General features: G+C 65.3%; 20 protein-coding genes and 1 riboswitch. Of the genes, 9 read left to right on the top strand and 11 right to left on the bottom strand.

All coding sequences use genetic code 11. The features are described from left to right. Nucleotides 1-15: 15 nt before the first annotated feature. The 4 genes from GJV37_RS00650 to GJV37_RS00635 all read left to right on the top strand — a co-directional run bounded on the left by GJV37_RS00650 (nucleotide 16) and on the right by GJV37_RS00635 (nucleotide 3974). Nucleotides 16-1017 (top strand): methyltransferase, encoded by a 1002-nt coding sequence (locus GJV37_RS00650; RefSeq protein WP_170859767.1) that lies wholly within the window; start codon nucleotides 16-18, stop codon nucleotides 1015-1017. 120 nt (nucleotides 1018-1137) lie between these two features. After that, nucleotides 1138-2595, top strand: coding sequence for an amino acid permease (locus tag GJV37_RS00645; RefSeq protein WP_024762661.1), 1458 nt, complete (start codon nucleotides 1138-1140; stop codon nucleotides 2593-2595). A gap of 44 nt (nucleotides 2596-2639) precedes the next feature. Further along, a riboswitch (yybP-ykoY riboswitch) is annotated at nucleotides 2640-2834 on the top strand. Nucleotides 2835-2848: 14 nt separating this feature from the next. Beyond that, entirely contained in the window at nucleotides 2849-3430 is a 582-nt protein-coding gene (locus GJV37_RS00640; protein WP_024762660.1) for a TMEM165/GDT1 family protein, read from the top strand. 100 nt (nucleotides 3431-3530) lie between these two features. Then, complete coding sequence (locus GJV37_RS00635) at nucleotides 3531-3974, top strand: ketosteroid isomerase-related protein (RefSeq protein ID WP_024762659.1); 444 nt, start codon at nucleotides 3531-3533, stop codon at nucleotides 3972-3974. A gap of 74 nt (nucleotides 3975-4048) precedes the next feature. Here the strand turns inward: GJV37_RS00635 and GJV37_RS00630 are convergent, their stop codons facing one another. Both GJV37_RS00630 and GJV37_RS00625 read right to left on the bottom strand, forming a co-directional pair. Next, nucleotides 4049-5056: an NAD-dependent epimerase/dehydratase family protein gene (locus tag GJV37_RS00630; protein WP_193452089.1), complete on the bottom strand. Its 1008-nt coding sequence runs from the start codon at nucleotides 5054-5056 to the stop codon at nucleotides 4049-4051. 38 nt (nucleotides 5057-5094) lie between these two features. Further along, nucleotides 5095-5913 carry a M48 family metallopeptidase gene (locus GJV37_RS00625; RefSeq protein ID WP_193452088.1) on the bottom strand — a complete coding sequence of 273 codons (819 nt, stop codon included), beginning with the start codon at nucleotides 5911-5913 and terminating at the stop codon, nucleotides 5095-5097. A 323-nt stretch (nucleotides 5914-6236) separates the two neighbouring features. Between GJV37_RS00625 and GJV37_RS00620 the strand changes: the two genes are divergently transcribed. Beyond that, a complete protein-coding gene (locus GJV37_RS00620) occupies nucleotides 6237-8369 on the top strand; it encodes a methyl-accepting chemotaxis protein (RefSeq protein WP_193452087.1) in 2133 nt (710 codons plus the stop codon). Nucleotides 8370-8491: 122 nt separating this feature from the next. Here GJV37_RS00620 and GJV37_RS00615 read toward each other — a convergent pair whose 3' ends face one another. Genes GJV37_RS00615 through GJV37_RS00605 form a run of 3 tightly spaced genes read right to left on the bottom strand, consistent with a single transcriptional unit; the run spans nucleotide 8492 to nucleotide 9571 of the window. Next, on the bottom strand, nucleotides 8492-9103 hold the full coding sequence (locus GJV37_RS00615) for an SOS response-associated peptidase (RefSeq protein WP_193452086.1): 612 nt from the start codon (nucleotides 9101-9103) through the stop codon (nucleotides 8492-8494). Between the two features lie 19 nt (nucleotides 9104-9122). Next, on the bottom strand, nucleotides 9123-9389 hold the full coding sequence (locus tag GJV37_RS00610; protein ID WP_024762654.1) for a putative signal transducing protein: 267 nt from the start codon (nucleotides 9387-9389) through the stop codon (nucleotides 9123-9125). After that, nucleotides 9389-9571 carry a CPXCG motif-containing cysteine-rich protein gene (locus tag GJV37_RS00605; RefSeq protein WP_193452085.1) on the bottom strand — a complete coding sequence of 61 codons (183 nt, stop codon included), beginning with the start codon at nucleotides 9569-9571 and terminating at the stop codon, nucleotides 9389-9391. Before GJV37_RS00605 ends, GJV37_RS00610 begins: the two co-directional genes overlap by 1 nt. A gap of 140 nt (nucleotides 9572-9711) precedes the next feature. On the opposite strand from GJV37_RS00605, the gene GJV37_RS00600 reads away from it, so the two are divergent. Further along, nucleotides 9712-10872, top strand: a complete 1161-nt coding sequence (locus GJV37_RS00600) for a 1-acyl-sn-glycerol-3-phosphate acyltransferase (protein WP_193452084.1) — start codon at nucleotides 9712-9714, stop codon at nucleotides 10870-10872. Nucleotides 10873-10909: 37 nt separating this feature from the next. Here the strand turns inward: GJV37_RS00600 and GJV37_RS00595 are convergent, their stop codons facing one another. Continuing rightward, nucleotides 10910-11194: a hypothetical protein gene (locus GJV37_RS00595; protein ID WP_193452083.1), complete on the bottom strand. Its 285-nt coding sequence runs from the start codon at nucleotides 11192-11194 to the stop codon at nucleotides 10910-10912. Between the two features lie 264 nt (nucleotides 11195-11458). Here GJV37_RS00595 and GJV37_RS00590 point away from each other — a divergent pair, with 264 nt between their 5' ends. After that, nucleotides 11459-11665 carry a hypothetical protein gene (locus GJV37_RS00590; RefSeq protein ID WP_024762650.1) on the top strand — a complete coding sequence of 69 codons (207 nt, stop codon included), beginning with the start codon at nucleotides 11459-11461 and terminating at the stop codon, nucleotides 11663-11665. A gap of 63 nt (nucleotides 11666-11728) precedes the next feature. On the opposite strand, the gene GJV37_RS00585 is transcribed toward GJV37_RS00590, so the two are convergent. Then, a complete protein-coding gene (locus GJV37_RS00585; protein WP_024762649.1) occupies nucleotides 11729-12316 on the bottom strand; it encodes a YajG family lipoprotein in 588 nt (195 codons plus the stop codon). A gap of 798 nt (nucleotides 12317-13114) precedes the next feature. Here GJV37_RS00585 and mqo point away from each other — a divergent pair. Beyond that, complete coding sequence (mqo, locus tag GJV37_RS00580) at nucleotides 13115-14608, top strand: malate dehydrogenase (quinone) (RefSeq protein WP_193452082.1); 1494 nt, start codon at nucleotides 13115-13117, stop codon at nucleotides 14606-14608. A gap of 55 nt (nucleotides 14609-14663) precedes the next feature. Here mqo and GJV37_RS00575 read toward each other — a convergent pair whose 3' ends face one another. From GJV37_RS00575 to GJV37_RS00565, 3 genes are all read right to left on the bottom strand, one after another. After that, nucleotides 14664-15065 (bottom strand): VOC family protein, encoded by a 402-nt coding sequence (locus GJV37_RS00575; protein WP_024762647.1) that lies wholly within the window; start codon nucleotides 15063-15065, stop codon nucleotides 14664-14666. 174 nt (nucleotides 15066-15239) lie between these two features. Further along, nucleotides 15240-15527, bottom strand: coding sequence for a PA4642 family protein (locus GJV37_RS00570; RefSeq protein ID WP_024762646.1), 288 nt, complete (start codon nucleotides 15525-15527; stop codon nucleotides 15240-15242). A 96-nt stretch (nucleotides 15528-15623) separates the two neighbouring features. Next, nucleotides 15624-16106: a hypothetical protein gene (locus GJV37_RS00565; RefSeq protein WP_425326831.1), complete on the bottom strand. Its 483-nt coding sequence runs from the start codon at nucleotides 16104-16106 to the stop codon at nucleotides 15624-15626. Between the two features lie 153 nt (nucleotides 16107-16259). Between GJV37_RS00565 and GJV37_RS00560 the strand changes: the two genes are divergently transcribed. Continuing rightward, nucleotides 16260-17177: a LysR family transcriptional regulator gene (locus GJV37_RS00560; protein WP_193452080.1), complete on the top strand. Its 918-nt coding sequence runs from the start codon at nucleotides 16260-16262 to the stop codon at nucleotides 17175-17177. On the opposite strand, the gene GJV37_RS00555 is transcribed toward GJV37_RS00560, so the two are convergent. Further along, nucleotides 17161-18585, bottom strand: coding sequence for an aldehyde dehydrogenase family protein (locus GJV37_RS00555; RefSeq protein ID WP_193452079.1), 1425 nt, complete (start codon nucleotides 18583-18585; stop codon nucleotides 17161-17163). The genes GJV37_RS00560 and GJV37_RS00555 overlap by 17 nt on opposite strands. Between the last annotated feature and the right edge of the window lie 63 nt (nucleotides 18586-18648).

The following is an 18648-nucleotide window of genomic DNA, read 5'->3' as shown; positions in this document are numbered from 1 at the left end:
TTTCGAGGAGGCCGCATGTCCAACGCCCCCACCAGTGAAGTGCTGCTGCGCCAGATCGAGCGCTTCCAGGGCCGCGTCCTGCTCGCCGGCCTGCCCGCCGACGCCCTGCTCGGCGACCTGCCGCAGGCGCAAGGCTGGAGTTGGCACGCCGGCGAGGCCCGACAGCTCGAAGCCCGCTACGCTGGCCGTTGCCACTTCGGCGCCACACCGCCCGAGGGCCAGTTCGACGCCGCTGTGCTGTTCCTGCCCAAGTCCCGCGAACTGACCGATTACCTGCTGGCCGCGCTGGCCAGCTGCGTGGCGGACGGCGAGCTGTACCTGGTCGGTGAGAAGCGTGCCGGTGTCGAGCGCGCCAGCAAGCAGCTCGGCGAATTCGGCCGCGCCAGCAAGCTCGACAGCGCTCGCCACTGCCAGCTGTGGCACACGCACATCGACGGCGCCCCGGCAGCACCCGACCTGCATGCCCTCGCGCAACGCTATGAACTGCCGCTGGCCGACGGCCCGCTGCACGTCATCACCCTGCCCGGCGTGTTCAGCCATGGCCGCCTGGATCGCGGCAGCGCCCTGCTGCTGGAGCACCTGGACAAGCTGCCCGTCGGCCACCTGCTGGACTTCGGCTGTGGCGCAGGCGTGCTCGGCGCGACGCTCAAGCGACGTTATCCACAAAGCCGGCTGACCTTGCTGGACGTCGACGCCTTCGCCGTCGAAAGCAGCCGCCTGACCCTGGCTGCCAACGGACTGGAAGGCGATGTGATTGCTGGCGACGGCATCGACGCCGCGCCAAGCGATCTGGCCGCCATCGTCACCAACCCGCCCTTCCACCAGGGCGTGCACACCAGCTACGCCGCCACCGAACACCTGCTGCGCCAGTCTGCCCGCCACCTGGCGCCCGGCGGCGAGCTGCGCCTGGTGGCCAACAGCTTCCTGAAATACCCGCCGCTGATCGAACAGCACCTGGGCCCCTGCCGCACCCTGGCCGAGGCCGACGGCTTCCGACTCTACAGCGCCCGGCGGTGATCCCAGGCTCGCACTACACTCCACCGAGCCTGCCCGGATCGGCGCATCGCCGCTCGCCCTGAACTATCGAGGACACCCGTGAATCGCAGAATCAAAGACGACGTCGAACTGACATTCGCCATGGGGCCGAAAGAGAAGCCACATCACCTCAAGCGCTCTCTCAAGCCACGCCACCTGAACATGATCGCCATCGGCGGCTCCATCGGCACCGGGTTGTTCGTCGCCTCCGGCAGCACCATCGCCACCGCAGGCCCCGGCGGTGCGCTGCTGGCCTACGCGCTGATCGGGCTGATGGTGTTCTTCCTCATGACCAGCCTCGGCGAACTGGCGGCCTACATTCCCGATTCCGGCTCGTTCTGCACCTATGGTAGCCGCTTCATCGACGATGGCTTCGGCTTCGCCATGGGCTGGAACTACTGGTACAACTGGGCGGTGACCATTGCCGCCGAACTGGTGGCGGCGCAGCTGGTGATGAAATTCTGGTTCCCGGAAGTCTCGGGCATGTACTGGAGCGCCGGCTTCCTGGGCATCATGTTCATGCTCAACTTCTTCTCGGTGAAGGGTTTCGGCGAAAGCGAATTCTGGTTCGCGCTGATCAAGGTGGTCGCCGTGGTGGTCTTCATCGGCATCGGCCTGGCCAGCATCATCGGCATCATGCATGGCATCGACAGCCCCGGCTTCAGCAACTTCACCACCGGTGATGCGCCCTTCGTCGGCGGCCTGCAGGCGATGATCGGGGTGGCGATGATCGCCGGATTCTCGTTCCAGGGCACCGAGCTGATCGGCGTCGCCGCCGGTGAATCGGAGAATCCGCAGAAGTCCATTCCCATCGCCATCCGCCAGGTGTTCTGGCGAATCCTGATGTTCTACATCCTGTCGATCTTCGTCATCGGCATGCTGATTCCCTACACCGATCCGAACCTGCTCAAGACTGACAGCAGCGACATCAGCACCTCGCCCTTCACCCTGCTGTTCGAGCGTGCGGGCCTGGCCGCCGCGGCCGGCGTGATGAACGCGGTGATCCTCTCGGCGATTCTCTCGGCCGGCAACTCGGGCATGTACGCCTCCACCCGGATGCTCTACACCATGGCCACCCAGGGCAAGGCGCCGCGAATGTTCACCCAGGTGTCCGAGAGCGGCGTGCCGCGCTACGCGCTGTACGCCACCACGCTGATCGGCGCGCTGTGCTTCCTCACCAGCTTCATCGGCGACAAGACCGTTTACACCTGGCTGCTCAACGCGTCGGGCATGTGCGGCTTCATCGTCTGGCTGGGCATCGCGGTGTCGCACTACCGCTTCCGCAAGGCCTTCGTCCTGCAAGGTGGCAACCTCGGCGACCTGCCCTACCGCGCCAAGTGGTTCCCCTTCGGCCCGCTGTTCGCGTTCGTCCTCTGCCTGATCATCACCCTGGGGCAGAACTACCAGGCCTTCGTCGGTGAGCACGTGGACTGGGCGGGACTGGTCGCCACCTACATCACCATCCCGCTGTTCCTCGCCATCTGGCTGGGCTATCGCTGGAAGAACGGCACCCGCTTCATCCGCTACGAAGACATGGACATTCGCCCCACCCGCGAATGATCCGACACGCAGGCTTGCCCAAGTCCCAGGACTTGGGCAGAATGCGCCCCGTCCTAGGGGAGTAGTCTCCCGCGAGCAACCCGCTCGCCCGGTACGCGTCAACACACTTGGTCCGCAGACCATGGCGCGTACGATCCAGGCCTGCAGCGTTCAGGCCGGGGTTTGACAAGACCTATGACACGAGCAACCTGACCCGGGGCGGGCAGGTGGCGCGTGTCATGGTGATTCGTCGACCCGCCCCTTAGGAAGCCTGATGGAATCCCTCTTCGTCCCCACCCTGATCGTTGCCCTCGCGGAAATCGGCGACAAGACACAACTGCTCGCGCTCGTCCTCGCCGCGCGCTTCCGCAAGCCCTGGCCGATCATCGCCGGGATCATCGCCGCCACGTTGGCCAACCACTTCGCCGCCGGCGCCGTCGGCAGCTGGGTCGCCAGCTTCTTCTCCGAAGCCACGCTGAGCTGGGTACTGGCCGTATCCTTCCTGGCCGTTGCCGGCTGGACCCTGATCCCGGACAAACTGGATGACGACGAAGAAGGCTCGCTGAAGAAATTCGGCCCCTTCCTCACCACCCTGATCGCCTTCTTCCTCGCCGAGATGGGCGACAAGACCCAGGTTGCCACGGTGATGCTGGCCGCGCAGTACCCGCACTTCTGGCTGGTGGTCATCGGCACCACTCTGGGCATGCTGATCGCCAACGTGCCGGTAGTGCTGGCCGGCAACTTCGCCGCCGAGCGCCTGCCGCTGAACCTGATCCGTCGCCTGGCTGCCGCGGCCTTCGCCGTCCTCGGCCTGGCCGCCGTGTACCACGCGCTGAAACTGGGCGGCGTGTTCTGACCGAGAGCTTTTCGATGGGAGGCTGGCGCGCCGGCCAATGCCTGTGTATCGCCTGCGATACACAGTGGCGATTCCACCTCCTACGACAAAGGAAGTCGCCATGCCGGAAAAAGACCTGAAGAAGATCGCCCGCCAGCACATCGACCTCGCCTGGAACAAGGGACACCTGGCATTGGTGGAGCAACTGCACAGTCCGGATTTCATCTACAAGAGCGCCTTCACCGCGCAACCGTTGGACAATACCGGCTACCGCGCACTGGTGGAGGAAATCCGCGGCGGCATGGACGATCTGGAAGTGGCCGTCGAGGAATGCATCCGCGAGGGCAACAAGGTCTTTACCTGGAGCACACTGATGGGCTGCATTGTCCGGCCCGTACTGGGCTACCCGGCCAGCGACCGCATCGTCAGCATCTCGGCCATGGGCTTCTGGGTGTTCAACAGCCAGGACCAGGTACAGGAGCTGTGCACGCTGTTCGACATGGAAAGTTTCCGTGCACAGATGGGACTGCCCAACCGGCCCTTCGCCGAGAAGGCGCTGCCCTGATCAGTTAAAAAGCCCGGCATGTGCCGGGCTTGTTGTTCTGGTTCGCGTTCACCTACAACTGCTGGCCCTGGAAATCAGAGGTAGTCGTTGGCGTGGAACCAGGAAATGGCCCGCTCCAGCGTGTCCTGCAACGGCACATGCGACTCGAAGCCCAGCTCCTCGCGTGCCTTGCGGCCGTCGAGGAACTGCCCGCCGGCCATCACCTCGATGGCGGTGTCGTCGAGCAACGGCATCTTGCCGGTCAGGCGATAACGCCAGCGCCCCAGGGTCGCCAGCGCGCGGGCGCGGTGCAGCGGCATCGGCGTTGGCGCCGGCTTGCCCAGCAACCTGGCGATGGTCGCGGTCAGCTCGGCCATTTCGATGTTGTGCCCGGTGAGCAGGTAGCGCTCCCCTACCCGGCCGCGCTCCAGAGCCTTGAGCAGACCGCGCCCGGCTTCGAAAGCATCGATGACATTTCGCCGCCCCGGCACGTAATGCAGCATCTCGTCGCGGCCGATGGCGGTGATCAGGCGGCCGGTGGTCGGGCCGATGTCCAGCTCGCCCAGCACCATGCCGGGAATCCCGATCACCACCGGCAGCCCGCCGCGAGCCTGTTCACGAGCCTGCTCGTCCAGCGCCCACTTGCACATCACGTAGGCGCTCTTGCCGGTGGGCAAGCCTTCGTAGAACAGCCCCTCATGCCCCGGCAACCCCTGCGGATGCAAAGGCATGGCGAACGCCGAGCCGACATAGAGGATGCGCGGCACCCTGGCCTGCAGGCAGGCGGCGTAGAAGTGGTTGGTCAGGTCCAGCGCGCTGGCGACTTCCTCCTGCCAGCGACGCGGCCGCACCGGGTAGTAACCGGCGCTGAAGATCACCGCGTCCAGGCCGCTCAGCGCGCGGGCCATGCCCTGGTGATCGAAGAGTTCGGCCACCCGGCACTCCGGCTCCAGATAGGCCAGGCGCTGGATCTGCGACGAGGGTCGGTGGATCAGCACCAGTTGATGGCCCGCCGCCTTGATCGCGCGGGCGGCATGGTGGCCCAGGAGGCCGGTGGCTCCGAGTACAGCGATTTTCACGGATACTCCCTGTTCACGGGGCAAAACAGCGCAACCATACGCTGACCGATGGCAAAGAGGAATCAGCGAGTCTTGGACTGCTCATAAAGCGGCATGACTTTCGGGATAGCCGCCTGCAGGTTGGCCATCCGCGTGCTGTCCGCCGGGTGGGTGCTGAGGATTTCCGGTGGCGCGTCGCCGCCAGCCTGGCCCATTTTCTGCCACAAGGTGATCGCGGCGTTGGGGTTATAGCCGGCTCGTGCCGCCAGCTCCAGGCCGATCAGGTCGGCTTCGTTCTCGTTCTGCCGGCTGTTGGGCAACGTCAGGCTGTACTCCACCACCTGATGCGCCAGGTCGACACTGGTCTGGCCAAGGCCCAGCAACTGGCCGCCCAGCCCCAGGCCAACCTGCTCGGCATAGGCACGGGACATCGCCTCGCGACCGTGCTCGCGCAGCGCGTGAGCGATCTCGTGCCCCATGACGGCAGCGAGTTCGTCGTCGGTCAACTTAAGCTTATCGATCAGCCCGGTGTAGACGATGATCTTGCCGCCGGGGCCGCAGTTGGCGTTGAGCTCATCACTCTGGATCACGTTGACTTCCCACTTCCACGAGGGCGCGTCCGGACGGAAGGCGCTGGTCTGCGGAATCAGCCGTGCGGCGATGGCCTTCACGCGCTTGGCGTCACTGCTGCTGGCATCCAGCTTGCCGGCCTTGGAGGCCTCGCCAAGGGTCTGCTGGTAGGACTGCGCATACATCTGGTCGACCTGCGCGCTGGACAGCATGCTGAACATGGTCTGCTTGCGATCCACGCCGACGACGCCGCCGCTGGTGGTGTTCACCTGCTGGCAGGCGGTCAGCAGCAGGGCGGCGGCAAGGCCGGCTACACGAAAGACGCTGGGCATGATGCTCTCCTGAATCAATGCATTATCCCGGGGACAGCGCGCATGGTAGGCCCAGCCCCGGCGGCCGGCAACTATCGCAAAAAACGCTGGCACAGCAGGGAGTTACGGACATTTGAGACCTGCCGCAACGTGCTCGCCGGCGACCGCGGGACCGATGATTGCATTGAGCCATCACCTGCTAGACCGCCCGGTCGACGCCGACAATCCTGCGACAAGCGGCGAACAGCCGCGTTACAACCCATTACAAGGACCGATTAAGGATTTTCGCGGGTTCTGCCGATATAGAAAGACACGCAGGCTTCTGGCGAATTCCGGGTACCCGTATGAAATTCAAGTCGATCCAGTTTTCCGTGGTTGCGCTGGCCGGTGCCAGCGTTCTGGCGGTGGTCGCCGCACTGGTCCTGTACGCGCTCTTCGCCGGGTCAAGAACCCAGGCGCTGGTGCAGGATCGTACCCAGGCGCTGCTCGAACAGGTCATCAATGAACGCCTGGTGGCCCTGGCGCGCGGCCAGGTCGCCCAGATCCAGCGCGAGCTGGAATACCCGCTCACCGTCGCCCGTGACCTGGCCAACACCAACGCCCTGATCGATGCGACCGACGCCAACGGTCAGCCGCTGCTGGGCATCGGCCGCGCCGGCATGTCCAACCTGCTGCGCCAGACCGTCGAACTCAACCCCAAGCTGCTCGACGCCTTCGCCGGCTGGGAGCCCGACGCCTTCGCCGGCAACGACAGCCAGTACTCGGGCCTGCCCGGCTACGACGCCAGCGGCCGCTTCATGCCCTGGTGGTACCGCAAGGACGGCAGCCTGACCGTCGAAGCCATGGGCGACACCCTGGAAAGCCAGAAGATGCAGCCCACTGGCGTGCGCGAAGGCGAGTACTACCTGTGCCCGAAGGAAAAGCACAAACCCTGCATCATCGACCCGGCACCTTACGAGATGGGCGGCAAGATGGTGCTGATGTCCTCGTTCAACGCGCCGATCATGGTCAAGGGCCAGTTCAAGGGCACCGTCGGCGTGGACCTGTCCCTGGACTTCATCCAGGACCTGCTCAAGACCGCCGACAGCCAGCTCTACAACGGCGCTGGCGAGATGGCGCTGATCTCCACCAACGGCCGCCTGGTCGCCTACACCAAGGACCCGTCCAAGCTCGGTGAATCCGCCAGCAGCGTGCTGGACGCCAACGAAGTGGCCAACCTGGCCAAGCTCACCCTCGACCAGCCGCTGACCTCGGTGGACAAGGAGCACGGTCACATCGAGCTGTTCCTGCCCTTCACCATCGCCGACTCCGGCGCGCGCTGGACCCTGATGCTGCAGCTGCCGCAGGAAGCCGTTCTGGGTGACCTGAACCAGCTGCAGAGCGACCTGAAAGCCCAGCGCGACAGCGACACCCTGGGCATGACCCTGGTCGGCCTGCTGATCGCCGCCGTCGGCCTGGCCGTGATCTGGCTGGTCGGCCACGGCATCGCCCGCCCGCTGCGCCAGCTGGTCGGCATGCTCGATGACATCGCCCAGGGCGAAGGCGACCTGACACGCCGCCTGACCAGCGACCGCGCCGACGAACTGGGTTCCATCGCCAAGGGCTTCAACACCTTCCTGATCAAGCTGCAGGGCATGATCGGCCAGGTGGTGACCTCGGTGCAGCACGTCAGCGACTCCTCCGAGCACACGGCCGACATTGCCATCCGCACCAACCAGGGCGTGCAGAAGCAACTGGCGGAGATCGAACTGGTTGCCACCGCCGTCCATGAGATGACCGCTACCGCGCAAGATGTGGCGCGCAACGCCACCCACGCGGCAGAAGCGGCCAACCACGCCGACCAGGCCGCGCACCACGGCAAGCGCATCGTCGAAAGCAGTTCGGCTGCGATCCAGGCGCTGGCCAGCGAAATCGGCCGCGCCGTGGGCGTGGTGCAGTCTCTGGCCCGCGACAGCGAGAACATCAACGCCATCCTGGTGGCCATCCGCGGTATCGCCGAACAGACCAACCTGCTGGCGCTCAACGCTGCCATCGAGGCCGCCCGCGCCGGTGAGCAGGGCCGCGGCTTCGCGGTGGTCGCCGACGAAGTGCGCAACCTGGCGCAGAAGACCCAGCAGGCCACCGAGGAAATCCAGTCGATGATCCAGCAACTGCAGAACGGCACCCGCGAAGTGGTGCAGGTGATGCAGCAGAGCCAGGACAAGACCGAGGACAGCGTGCGCCATGCCGGCGAAGCAGCTCAGGCGCTGGAGTCGATCACTCAGGCGGTGTCGGTGATCAACGACATGAACACCCAGATCGCCAGCGCCGCCGAGGAGCAGAGCGCGGTGGCCGAGGACATCAACCGCAACGTCAGCAACATCGGCATGGTCGCCAACCAGGTGGCCGGCGGCGCCGACGAAGCCTCCCAGGCCAGCGCCGAACTGACCAAGCTGGCCGAGCAACAGCGCAGGCTGGTGAATCAGTTCAAGGTGTAGAGCCAGCCCCGCGCGCTGATCCCGTCGGCGCAACTGTCTTCCTCTGAACGGCCGTGCAAGTGCGTCCCCTCTCCCGCTTGCGGGAGAGGGTGAGAGCGCTGTTGATCCTGCAGGGTGCGTCGTCAGGCGGGAGTGAGGCACTCCGGCCCATTGCAGGTGGGGTCGTTGATGAAGTTCGCCAGCGCCTGCTCGCGCAGCCGCGCCTGGGGCAGCAGGAGCAACTCCATCAGCCGCGCCGTCCCGGTCTCGTTCGACAGCCACTGCGCCTGCTCGGCGACATCCAGAACCAGTGGCCGACGCATGCCGCCCGCTTCCTGGGTCAGCATCGCCACGCTGTAATAGGTGTGGCCCTCCACCGGATACGCCTCCCACACGCCTGCGAAGCAGATCAGCCCGCCGCCGGAAACCCAGTGCGGCCGCTTGCGCACGCCGCGCCACTCGTAGAAGCCGTTGGCCGGCAACAGGCAGCGGCGCTGGGCAAACGCATCGCGAAACATCGGCTGTTCGGCGATGGTTTCGACGCGGGCATGGGCGGGAGTACGCGACAAGTCCTTCAACCAGGCGGGCGTCAGGCCCCAGCGCGCAAGGTCGGCATGGCGAGTGCCGTTCTCCTCGCGCAGCATCAGCACACGCGCGCCGGGCGAGAGACTCCACTGCGGCCGCAGGTCGGCGGGGAAGCCGGCGCTGTCGGCCAGCTCGCGGTTCCAGCGGAACAGGGCGTAGCGGCTGGTCATCGGGACTCGTTGTCGGAATTCAGCAAAGCAGAACGCCTGGGCCGCCTTCGTGATCGTCAGCGGGCCCCGGCAGGGGTTGCGCGGCATTGTACGCGGCGATCAGCTCCCGCGCCTGCTCGGCCATCTCGTCCTCGACCCAGAGGTGCAACAGCCCCATGCCGGGCAGCTCGCCGATGCCGCCGACCAGGTGACGCCCGCCCAGGTGCGACGAAATGCCCTCGTTGGCCAGCATGCCCCCCAGCAGTTCGGCTTCGATCAGGTCGGCAGGTGCGTAGATTCGCTGCATCAATCGTCCTCGCGCTGGACTTCCAGGGACCATTCCACCCCATCGGTGTGGAGCTGGAACAGGATCGGCCGGCAACACACCGGGCAATCTTCATAGTAGCTCTGGTCGCCCCCGGAGAGGTCGAGCATGGCCTCGGCCGGCTCGCCGCAATAAGGGCAGGAATAGGCCTGACTTTCGAGCATCGCTGGTTCCCCCGTGACTTCCGTTTATAATCGCGCGGTCTTTTTGGGCGCCCGCCTGACGGATGAGTCGGCGGCATACCCTTCCGGACCGTCTACATCGCGGCCCGACCCGTGATACCCCCGAGCATTCATTAGAGAGCATGATGGGCGAGTTCGAAGCCATCCGACCGTACAACGACGCCGAAGTCCCGGCTGTCCTGCAGCGCCTGCTGAGCGATGACGCCTTCCTCGGCGCCCTGGCGCGTTACCGTTTCCCGCGTCTGTCCGGTCCGTTCGGCTGGCTGCTCAGACCTCTTATAGCCCATCGGCTGGCCCGCGAAGTCACCGGCATCCGCAGCGTCAGCGAGCTGCAGCACAAAGTCGAGCCCTACGTCGACCGGACCATCGAGCACGCCACCGACGGCGTCACCTATTCGGGTGTCGAGCGCCTGCAATCCGGCCGTGCCTACCTGTTCATCGCCAACCACCGCGACATTGTGGTGGACCCGGCCTTCTGCAACTACGCGATCTACCACGCGAAGCTGCCAACGCCACGCATCGCCATCGGCGACAACCTGCTGCAGAAGTCCTTCGTCAGCGACCTGATGCGCCTGAACAAGAGCTTCATCGTGCACCGCTCGATCAGCGGTCGCCGCGAGAAGCTGGCGGCGTACCAGAACCTCTCGGCCTACATCAATCACTCGATCCGAAACGACGGCCAGTCGATCTGGATCGCCCAGGCCGAGGGCCGCGCCAAGGACGGCGATGACCGCACCGATTCGGCGATCCTCAAGATGTTCCACATGAGCCGCAAGGACGAGCCGTTCGCCGAAGTGATCCGCGAGCTGCACCTGATCCCGGTGTCCATCAGCTACGAATACGACCCGTGCGACGCCGCCAAGGCCCGCGAACTGTATACCCGCGCCACCACCGGCGAGTACAGGAAGGCGCCAGGCGAAGACGACCGCAGCATCGTGCAGGGCATCACCGGCTACAAGGGCCGAGTGCACATCAACTTCGGCGAGGAGATCACCGGTGACTTCGCCGATGCCAAGCAGCTCGCCGCCGAGCTGGACCGGCAGATCCTCGGCAACTACCGGCTGTTCCCGGTGCACTACCTCGCCTACGAGGCCTCCGACCTGCGCGACGCAGCGCTGAACGTGCCCCGCGCCGAAACCCTGTTCAAGGCCGAGGAACTGCAGCGTGCGCGCACCGAATGGGAGCGTCGCGTGGGCGAATGCCCCATGGAGCAGCGCGGCCACCTGATCCTGCAATACGCCAACCCGGTGTTGAACCAGTACCGGCTCAAGCCGCAGGTATGAAAAAAGGCGCCCTCGGGCGCCTTTTTGCTTCCACTCGCTACTGGCCCAGCTGCGTGCTGTACCAGCTCACGGCCAGCGCCAGCGTCATGCAGGCAAAGCCGAAACGGTAGAAGAAGCGATTCATCCGCACGGTCGGCTGGACGCTGTCCAGGGGGACCGGTGCGATCTCGCTTTCGGCAGCCAGGCGAGCCAGGGCGAGGCGTTCGCGGCGGCGGGTGGCCAGCAGCAACCAGCCTCCGGCCAGGGCGAAGAACAGGGCCAGGTCGTTCACGATACGACCGGGATGGGCCTGGAAAAGACTACAGAGCGCCTGCAGCGACATCACAACCTCCGCTTCAGAACTGCACGCCATCGACTTCGAAGCAAAGCGGGGGTCAGTCTGGACGAACGGGCTTGGCCCGTCATGGATGAGAAACAATGGTCGCGCATTTTATCCGCTGGCCCTGCCTCGCAGCCAGCGCGTTACGCTTATTTACGACGAGCGTAAAGGTTATCGAGAAATGGTCTAAGACCTCTCCCGCGCTTTGGCACGCTGCTGGCTTTCACGAAATCTGCCAATCGAAGTCTTTCGCCAAGGAGATTCGCCATGCTCGAAATCGTCCCCCACGAAAACGCCTATCTGATGGAACACCTGGAAGAAATCGAAGCCGTCGTCACCGAACTCTCGTTCAATGTCCAGGATGACCATTGGCTGGTCTACACCCAGGCCTGTGGCCACGAGCACCTGGACCTGCCGGAAGCCGACGAGCGCGTGCGCCTTGTCGAGGTCGACCCGTACCACCAGGCCGCCTGATCCTTCGATCGGCCGCCCACGAAAAAGCCCGGCAGATGCCGGGCTTTTTCATTGCCGCCTCGATCAGCGCTGGTTCAGCGTCTGGCCGATGGTCGGGTCTTTGAACACCCGGGTCAGCGCGTCGCTGAGCACTTCGCTCACCAGCTTGGTGTTGGTCGCCTCGTTGGGCGCCATGCCGAAGCGCTGGTTGGTCGAGGCACCATAACGACCGCTGTAGCGACGGGTGCCGCTCTGCACGTCGGCACGGAAGGTGGCGCCGATGTCCGCCTCGGTGACGTACATGCCTTCCTTGGGCGACTGGTACTTCAGTTCGGCCAGGGTCAGGGTCAGTTGCGGTGCGTTGTAGGCGTTGGCCGACGGGGTGAAGCCCAGCAGGCGCACGGCGGTTTCAGCCTGCAGCTGCAGCTTGGGAATCACGTCCTCGCTGCGCACGGTCAGTTGGCTGGTTTCCGAATACAGGCCGCCACGGGTGCCCAGCGCGGTGCTGGGACGACCGTCGACGACACGTACCACTACCGGCTGGCCCTGGCCAACCGCGGCGACCGGCCCCTTGAATTCGGGAGTCGGGTTGAGTTGTTGCGGGCTGAGCGCGCAGCCGGTCAAGGTCAGGCTGGCGGCAGCGATAAAGCCGAGCAACAGGCGAGGCAGCATGCTCATCTCTCCATGGGGTAAGCGATGGCCGGCAGTATACCGGCGGGCAGCGCGGTCAGATAGCGCTTGGCCATTGGACGCAGAACCCGTTCTCAGGGTTCCCGTGCGCGCGTCGATCGGCCGCCTTGACCCACCCGGAGGCGAGACGCACCGGGACGGGGCACAATTGGCAAATCAAGGGGTGCAGACTAGGAAAAAAGTCTAAGGTGCAGAGCTTTTTTTTGTGTTTCGCCGTTATAATCGCCCCCCGATTATAAGGACGCCTCCTGGTCGGGCCCCGCACGATGCCGACACACCGTGTCTCGCCTCTGCCACCCCTCAAAGAGAGTCGCCACTCGCCTCGGTCACTGGCCGTCGCGCTTTGTACGTTCGTTGCGCAGAACTTGGCAAGGATGCAGCCGCCCACTCCGCACGGAGACCGGACCGGCCCGCGACGACGATCCCCTTTGAGCTTCACGCCTCCAAAAGAGCGTGATCGAAGGTTTTTCACTACTTCACGAGAGTGTGGCGAGCAATGAAGAGTTTTGCGTTGGTAGCACCATTGACGTCTGACCCCGCAGCACTGAATCGCTTTTTCGGCACCGGAAGCCGCGCCTGAGCGCCACTTTCGGATGCACTTGCGGATGAGTTCGTCCGCCGTGGACTGCCGAGAAGGTGCGCATTTCCCCTCCTCCGATCCCGGCCCGACACATTCGCGAAAGGTCCCTCGTGACCTGGGAAGAATTCGGACATGCGGCTTTGCCACTTAGTGCAAGCCCGCTGTCACAACTGGCTGCTGATAGTTTTGGAGACGCGTTAATGGCGCAGAACGAAATCGAATCGATGGACGTGCTGCTGGTCGGCGCCGGCATCATGAGCGCAACCCTGGCTGTCCTGCTCAAGGAAGTCGATCCGGGCGTGAAGCTGGAGATCGTCGAACTGCAGGAATCCGGAGCCATCGAGAGTTCCAACCCGTGGAACAACGCCGGCACCGGTCACGCCGGCCTCTGCGAGCTGAACTACACCCCGCAGGCCGCCGACGGCTCGATCGACATCAAGAAGGCGGTGAACATCAACGCCCAGTTCGAAGTGTCCAAACAGTTCTGGGCCTATCTGACCGGGAAGGACGCCTTCGGCGCGCCGCGCAACTTCATCAACCCCGTTCCGCACATGAGCTTCGTGCGTGGCAAGGACATTCCTTTCCTGAAGAAGCGTCATGAACTGCTCAGCCAGCACCATGCCTTCGCCTCGATGGAATACACCGAGGACCGCGCGAAGATCGCCGAATGGGCCCCGCTGACCATGCCCGGCCGTCCGGCTGACGAGCAGGTCGCGATGACCCGCGTGGAAAGCGGCACTGACGTCAACTTCGGCGCCCTGACCAACCAGTTGCTGGGCTACCTGTCCAGCCGCGAAGGCAGCGAAGTCCGCTACTTCCAGAAAGTGGTCGGCCTTGAACGCAGCGGCGACGGCTGGCTGGTGGACATCAAGAACACCCAGACCGGCGAAGCCCGCAAGGTCAGAGCGAAGTTCGTCTTCCTCGGCGCCGGCGGCGGCGCCCTGCCGCTGCTGCAGATGTCCGGCATCCCGGAAAGCAAGGGCTTCGGCGGCTTCCCGGTGAGCGGCCAGTGGCTGCGCTGCGACAACCCCGAGGTGGTCAAGCAGCACCAGGCCAAGGTCTACAGCCAGGCCGAAGTCGGCGCCCCGCCGATGTCCGTGCCGCACCTGGACACCCGCGTGGTCGAGGGCAAGACTTCCCTGCTGTTCGGCCCCTATGCCGGCTTCTCCACCAAGTTCCTGCGTCATGGCTCGTTCCTCGACCTGCCGCTCTCGGTGCGCACCAGCAACCTGCTGCCCATGCTCGCCGTGGCCCGCGACAACATGGACCTCACCCGCTACCTGGTGAAGGAAGTCATGCAGTCCATGGACCAGCGCATCGAAGCCCTGCGCAAGTTCTACCCGCAGCTGAACCCGGCCGACTGGCGCCTCGAAACCGCCGGCCAGCGCGTGCAGATCATCAAGAAGGATCCGAAGAAGGGCGGCATCCTGCAGTTCGGTACCGAACTGGTGGCAGCCCAGGACGGCAGCATCGCCGCTCTGCTCGGCGCCTCGCCGGGCGCCTCGGTCACCGTGTCGATCATGCTGGGCCTGCTGGAGCGCTGCTTCCCCGAGCGCTACCAGTCGGCCGAGTGGACCGCGAAGCTCAAGGAGATCTTCCCGGCCCGCGAGAAGCAGCTGGAAACCGACGCCGCGGTGTACCGCGAAGTCAACCAGATGACCGCCGACCGCCTGCAGATCGTCGCCGCGTCCTGAGTGCTGCACTCATGAAAAAGCCCGCCATCCGGCGGGCTTTTTCGTTTCGGGCGAATCAGTGGCAACTGACCATCCAGCCGACGCCGAAACGGTCGGTGAGCATGCCGAAGCGCTGCGCCCAGAAGGTCTTTTCCAGCGGCATCTCCACCCGCCCCTTCTCCGCCAGGGCGGCAAACGCCTGCTCCGCGGCCACCACGCTGCGCAGCGTCAGGTGCAGGGAGAAGCCGTTGAAATTGGCGTTGTGCTCGCCGCGACCATCAGACAGGAAAACCTCCGTCTCGCCGATCTGCAGGCTGGCGTGCATCACCTTGTCCAGCCAGCCATCGGGCACCGGCGACGGTCCCGGGGCCTCTTCGAAGCGCATCAGCGCGCCGAGCTGAGCACCTACCGCATGCTGGTAGAAGGCAATGGCCTCATCGGCGCGACCATGGAAAAACAGATAGGGCTGTACTTGCACGGCTTCGTCCTCGCCTTGTCGTTATCGTTCTTCCGAGAAGTCTAGGCGGGGATTTTGGAGCGGTGCCCCGAGCGGCCTCAAAAGCCTCGCCGCGAGCTATTTTCGCGAGCTGGCTCGCGAGCCGCCCGAACAAAAAAGCCCGCACAAGGCGGGCTTTTCAGCGCATCGATGCAATCAGCCGCGAGCGGACTTGATCACTTCGATATAGGGCTCGGCCTGGCGCTGGTCCTGGATCAGGGCGACGAAATCCTTGCCCTGGGCATCCTTGGCGGACAGGTCGTACCCAGCTTCGACGAAGAAGCCGACGAAGCGCTCGAAGTCGTCGATGCGCAGGCCGCGGTAGGCCTTGACCAGCTTGTGCAGGGACGCCGGGGTGTCGTCGGCCGGTTCCACGTCGAGGAACAGCTTGATCTCGGCGTCGTCGATCTCTTCGCCAATCACCTGCTTCTTGTCTTTACGCATCGCTCGCTTCTCTCTACGGCTGTCTCGGGGATCGCGGCCGGCAACGGCTGGCCGGGCACCACGGGTCGGGCAGTTTACCCCCGCGCCGGGCGCGGCTCAACGCGCACGCACCGCGCCGGTATGCAGGTCGGCCCAGATATGGCCGTTGCCGTAGGTGAGGAACTGCACGTAGACGGTGCCATTGCGCAGCAGATCGAGCAGCTGTGGATAAGCGGCCTGCGGGTAATACAGGCTGAGCACGCGGGTCTTTTCGTCGTAGGCCGGCTTCTTCAGGCTCTTGCCCTCGGCGTCGAAGCTGATCACCACCTGGCTGATCAGCGCGCCCTTGTTCAGCGGCTTGCCCTTGAGGCGCAGCAGCGACGGCGTGGTAATCGGGATCGGCTGCTGGTTGGACTGGCGCTGGTTGCCCAGCACCACGCTGTATTCGGTGACCTGCAGCAGTTGCTGCTGCTCCGGCTCGCCCTGGCGCAGGCCGGCATCGTCCGGCGGCAGGAACTGGCCGTGCATCGGCGCAGCGATGGCGGCATCAGCAAAGCCGAGGGGAATGCAGAACAGCAGCGCCAGCACGGCGCCCGGCATGCGAACGGACATCATCACCTCCGCGGGACAGGGCCGGGCACTCTAGCACGCACGTCGAGCAGGACGACAGGCACGCATGGCAAGCCCGCCGATACATTGATAGCCTTCGAAGTTACCAACTCATTACATCGCCGGCCTCCGATCGAAACCGCCATGCTGCACAACGTCTCCGACCTCGACCTGCGCCTGCTGCGCATCTTCGCCTGTGTGGTGCGCTGCGGCGGCTTCTCTGCCGCGCAGGGCGAACTGGGCATGGGCCAGTCGACCATCAGCACGCACATCGCCAGCCTGGAGACGCGCCTGGGCTACCGCCTGTGCGAACGTGGCAAGAGCGGCTTCCGCCTGACCGAGAAAGGCGAGCGGGTGCTGGACTACGCGCAGAACCTGTTCGCTGCGCTGGGGGACTTCCGTGATCAGGTACAGTCACTGGCCGGGCGCCTGGTCGGCGAGTTGCACCTGGGCCTGGCCGACAATATCGCCACGCTGCCCGACGCACGCATCCACCAGACCCTGGCGCGTTTCAACCGCCGCGACCAGGACGTGCGCCTGCACTTCCTCATCGAATCATCCAGTGAACTGGAGCGCCTGGTACTCAGCGGTCGCCTGCACCTGGCCATCGCCTGCTTCAGCCGGCGCCTGCCGAACCTGCGCTATGAGCCGCTTTACCACGAGCGCGTGGCGGTGTTCTGCGGGCGCGAGCATCCGCTGTTCGACAAGGACGTGCGCGCCGCCGCCGAACTGGAAACCTGCAACTGGATCCAGCACGGCTATGCGGTGGCGGACGTGCAACTGCCCGCCGACCCACAGCGCAGCACGGCCTTCGCCCAGCACATGGAAGCGGTGCTGCACGCGGTGCGTGCCGGGACCCACCTGGGCTACCTGCCGACGCACTACGCCGAGCGCTGGGTCGAACAGGGCGAGATGCGCGCGTTGCTGCCGGACACCCTCGGCTACGGCATCACCCACAGCCTGGTGGTGCGCGACGAGCCGGGGCACAACGAAGCGCTCCAGGCGCTGGTCGAAGACCTGCGCCTGGAGCACGGGGTGACGCCGATCAGCGCGGCGCGGTGATGTGCTTGATATCGAAGAATGCCGACAGGCCCCACGGTCCCAGCTCGCGACCGATGCCGCTGCGCTTGCCGCCGCCCCAGGAAGTCTGCGGGAAGACGACTTGCGGCGAGTTCAGCCAGACGTTGCCGGCCTCCAGGTTCTCGGCGACACGCTGGGCACGCTCGAGGTCGGCGCTGCACACGGTGGCGGCCAGGGCGAAATCGCTGTCGTTGGCCTGACGCAGGGCATCGGCTTCATCGCTGAAGGTACGTACGCACAGCACCGGGCCGAAGATTTCCTCACGCCACAGGCGGCTGTCCGCCGGCACGTCGGTGTACACGGTCGGCTGGATGAACCAGCCCTCGCCTGCTTCGCCACCGGTCAGGCAGGCCAGGCCTTCGTCGCGGGCCACGGCGAAGTAGTCGAGCACCTTGCGGTACTGCGCTTGGCTGGTCATCGGCCCCATGTCGGTCTCGCCCAGCAACGAGTCGCCAACGCGCAGGCCTTCCACCGCGACCTTCAGCTTCGCCAGCAGCGGTGCGGCGATGGACTCCTGCACCAGCAGGCGCGAGGTGGCGGAGCACATCTGCCCCGCGTTCCAGTAGACGCCGGCGATGATCCACTGCACGGCTTCGTCCAGGTCACAGTCCTCGAACACCAGGATCGGCGACTTGCCGCCCAGCTCCAGGCCCACCGGCAGCGTGCGCGCGGCGGCCGCTTCCATGACCTTGCGGCCAACGACATTGCTGCCGGTGAAGGACAGCTTGGCGATGCCCGCATGGCTGCACAGCGCAGCGCCGGCATCGGCCAGGCCCGGCACCAGGTTCAGCACGCCGGCAGGCAGGCCGATGGCGTCGGCGATCTCGCCCAGCACCAGTTCGATCAGCGGGGTGATTTCCGAGGGCTTGAGTACCACGGTGCAGCCCGCTGCCAGGGCCGGCGCGACCTTCCAGGCGCTGGTCACCAGCGGGAAGTTCCACGGTACGATCAGGCCGACCACGCCGATGGGCTCGAAACGGGTCTGCGAGCGGTAGCCGGCGTCGGGCAGGGCCACCTCGGCGTTCTGCCGGGCATCCAGTTGCTCGGCCAGCTCGGCGTAGTAGGCGAAGGTCGCGATGGCGTCACCGATATCGATTTCCGCTTCCAGGCGCGGCTTGCCGCTGGCCTGCATCTGCAGGGTGATCAGCGCTTCGCTGCGGGCTTCGAGCTGCTCGGCGAAAGCTCGCAGGTAACCGGCGCGCTGGGCGGCGCTGGTCAGCTTCCAGTCGGCGAAGGCGCGCCTGGCGGCAGCGACGGCGCGCTCTACGTCGGACACACCGGCGCAGGCAACTTCCGGCAGCGCTTCACGGGTAGCAGGAGCGATCGGGCGCAGGACGGCGCCGCTGTCGGCGGCCTGCCATTGGCCATCGATATAAAGGAGACGGGACATGCGAACCTCGGGCGGTTGTCTTGTGAGGGTCGCAGGATAGGCGGAGCATGCATTGGCAAAAAT

The organism is Pseudomonas nitroreducens (assembly GCF_010994165.1).
In the GTDB taxonomy this organism is placed as follows: Bacteria; Pseudomonadota; Gammaproteobacteria; order Pseudomonadales; family Pseudomonadaceae; genus Pseudomonas; species Pseudomonas nitroreducens.
This window is presented reverse-complemented; position numbering and strand designations above follow the sequence as displayed.